Raw genomic sequence first — 3,037 nt, forward strand, 5'->3', positions numbered from 1 at the left:
GTTGATATGCAGGTCCAACCGCTTCTCCTCCAGCTTGAAAGTCACATCGTCCACCATCCACGGCGGAACCAACCCCAACGCCAAGGTAAACAGCTTGTCTTCGTCCATCATTAACCTTCCCTAGATCAGCAATGCCCTAAGACTACCGTACCCTCGTATCCACTCCAAGTAGCGAGGAGCCATATATCTTTACACCAACCAGAGGCCGTTGATACAGCTGTTGCGACAGGACGAGGAGTATTGCTGCTCGGCGCACATCTCGGTAGTTTCGAGGTATTAAGAGGCATTGGCCGACAACATATTGATCCCCGTGTAATTATGGTGATGTATGAAAAAAATGCGGAGCGTATTAATGCCATTCTTGCAGCGGTAAACCCGAATATTGAACAAAATGTTATATCTCCAGGCCGTGTAGATTCGATGATTTGCGTGCAAAAAGAACTGGAAAATGGTGCCTTGGTTGGGTTGCTTGGAGATCGCTCTTTTGGTAAGGAGAAAATGCAACCAATTCCTTTTCTGGGTAAATCTGCTTTATGGTCCAATGGTCCCTTACGAATAGCGGCAATATTGCGCAGGCCGGTATTCTTCATGACCGGATTATATACTGGACCGGGGAAATATGAAGTTTTTATAGAGCCATTGGCTGATTTCACTGAGGTCGAAAAAGAAGGAAAAGAAGCGGCACTACAACAAGCATTAACAAACTATGTAGGATTGCTGGACAAATACTGTCATATGGCCCCGTATAACTGGTTTAATTTTTTTGATTTTTGGCAATGAATATAGGAGGTTAATCTGAAGAAGATGGCTGAAGTATTTCGAGGCCTGCTGGATATACCGATCAAAATGATCACAATATATCCTGAAAGCACCGGCCGCAGGTGTCAGGTTTGGTTGGGAGGTTTTTCATTCCCCTCGGCTACTCGGTATATTCGTTACAGTGCTTTTATTATTATGGCATTCATGGGGTTAAGTGTAATGCTGACGAGTGACGCGGATGCTGCAGAATGGAATGTTAATCAACTCATGCATTCTCTGGCACACGCTCAACCGGATCATGCTACATTCGTCGAAAAAAAATTTCTTAATATTCTGGAAAAACCCATAGAATCATATGGGAAAATGCAATTTATTGCTCCAGATGGATTGGAGATGCACACAATTGAGCCAAAAAATGAGGTCATGCTTATTCACGGCGACATCCTAAGTATTGACCACCATGATATCCACTTACAAGATCATCCAGAACTGCTTGCATTTGTTGATAGTATTCGTGGTGTATTAACTGGTAACCAGCAGATGCTCGAGCAATATTTTTATCTTTTTTTGAAGGGTGATGAAAAAAACTGGACCTTGACGTTGCGACCCAAACAAAAAAAACTGGCCGGTCTGATTAGATATATTCAAGTTGATGGTAACAATAGTAGTATTACCAGCATTAATACTCTGAAAATGAATAATGATCGTTCGCTGATAACCATCATTTCGTCCGGTACCCCGTGAGAAAAATTCACGGTTTGGTCGTCGTGATCTGGCTGACTGTTTTGTTTGTCGGTGGTGCATTGATTTTGACGGCCAACTTTTCAGCCAGTCTTTCGGAATTTATGCCGCAGTCTCCAACCGCACAGCAAGCGGTTCTGAATGAACAATTACTGCATGGTATTTTGTCACGCCAAATCATGATTGAGATTAATGGCGGTGATGCTTCCACCCGTGCCAAGATTTCCATTGAGATTGTTAAGAAGTTGCAGCGAAATGCGGCATTTTTCTCGGTTAGCAATAACAGCAGCAATGATGATGCCAGTTTTTTTCATTATTTTTTCTCCCATCGCTATCTGCTGAGTCCTAGCGTCAACTCGCAACTTTTTACTGTGGCTGGTTTACATAAAGCTATAGAAAATTCCATTAATATGTTGGCTACACCGGGTGGGGAAATGGTCCAATCCCTGTTTCCGAGTGATCCAACTGGGGCCACAGTGCAACTGATTCAATCCCTGGGGCGTGTTGCAAGACCAATGACGCAAGATGGAGTCTGGTCGTCTCGTTCGGGTCAGAGTGCTTTGATATTGGCTCAGACCCGGGCCTCTGGTTCTGACATGGCTGCTCAGCAGATTGCGGTTAATAGCATCAGATTGGCCTTTGCCAAAACCAAAAATGAGGCGGGTTTGTTAGCCACAGGCACTTACTTAATGATGACAGGGGTTGGAGTTATTTCGGTGGACTCCCGTGATACTATCGTTCATGCCGCTGAGATGATGTCCATCATCAGCATGACGCTTATCACGATATTGCTCTTATTTGTTTACCGTTCTGTGTTTGTGTTGGTTTTAGGCCTCGTACCGGTATTTTCTGGTGTCATTGTCGGGATTACTGCGGTGGCTCTTGGCTTTTCCGTTGTTTATGATATCACTATGGGGTTCGGTACCGCGTTAATTGGTGAAGCAGTAGATTATTCTATTTATTTTTTCGTGCAGTCTGGTCAGTCAGAAAAAAATACAGAAGAATGGATCCGTAACTACTGGCCGACAATAAAATTGGGAGTATTCACTTCAGTCATAGGTTTTTCCAGCCTGCTGTTTTCTAATTTACCTGGGTTAGCGCAAATTGGTCTATATGCAATTACAGGTCTCCTTACTGCGGCGACTGTTACCAGGCTGATCTTGCCAATCCTGAAGCCTCGTCATCTTAAGGTGCGGGATTTAAGCGCTATTGGCGAATATCTGCTGCGTTGGAAAAAGATTCTTTTTATCCTGAGGCCCGGTATTGTCTTAATGTTGATAGTTGCTTGTGTCACCCTTGTTAGCCATCATGATAATATCTGGGAGGCTCCTCGCTACTTGGAGTGGATACGAGGGTACGGTAGTCTTAGGGCATTGCTGATCTAGGGAAGGTTAATGATGGACGAAGACAAGCTGTTTACCTTGGCGTTGGGGTTGGTTCCGCCGTGGATGGTGGACTTTCAAGCTGGAGGAGAAGCGGTTGGACCTGCATATCAACTTTCCCAAGGGAAGTCGGCTTGCTTGCCCTGTCTGCGGTC

At 44.6% G+C, this 3,037-nt stretch carries 3 protein-coding genes and 1 pseudogene; all 4 read left to right on the top strand.

What is annotated here, in order from left to right; all coding sequences use genetic code 11:
• Nucleotides 1-183: 183 nt before the first annotated feature.
• Nucleotides 184-780 carry a hypothetical protein gene (locus H7F08_RS15095; protein ID WP_193640988.1) on the top strand — a complete coding sequence of 199 codons (597 nt, stop codon included), beginning with the start codon at nucleotides 184-186 and terminating at the stop codon, nucleotides 778-780.
• Nucleotides 781-804: 24 nt separating this feature from the next.
• On the top strand, nucleotides 805-1,503 hold the full coding sequence (locus tag H7F08_RS15100; protein WP_226831399.1) for a LolA-related protein: 699 nt from the start codon (nucleotides 805-807) through the stop codon (nucleotides 1,501-1,503).
• Nucleotides 1,504-1,526: 23 nt separating this feature from the next.
• Entirely contained in the window at nucleotides 1,527-2,885 is a 1,359-nt protein-coding gene (locus H7F08_RS15105) for an MMPL family transporter (protein ID WP_319803985.1), read from the top strand.
• A gap of 12 nt (nucleotides 2,886-2,897) precedes the next feature.
• A pseudogene (locus tag H7F08_RS15110) lies at nucleotides 2,898-3,037 on the top strand (ISL3 family transposase); the annotation flags it as partial.

Source organism: Acidithiobacillus sp. HP-11 (assembly GCF_015100075.1).
In the GTDB taxonomy this organism is placed as follows: Bacteria; Pseudomonadota; Gammaproteobacteria; order Acidithiobacillales; family Acidithiobacillaceae; genus Acidithiobacillus; species Acidithiobacillus thiooxidans.

What these genes read in the sequence shown, in the direction of transcription:
- H7F08_RS15100 (WP_226831399.1), top strand. Translation starts at nt 805, where the DNA reads ATGGCTGAAGTATTTCGAGGCCTGCTGGATATACCGATCAAAATGATC.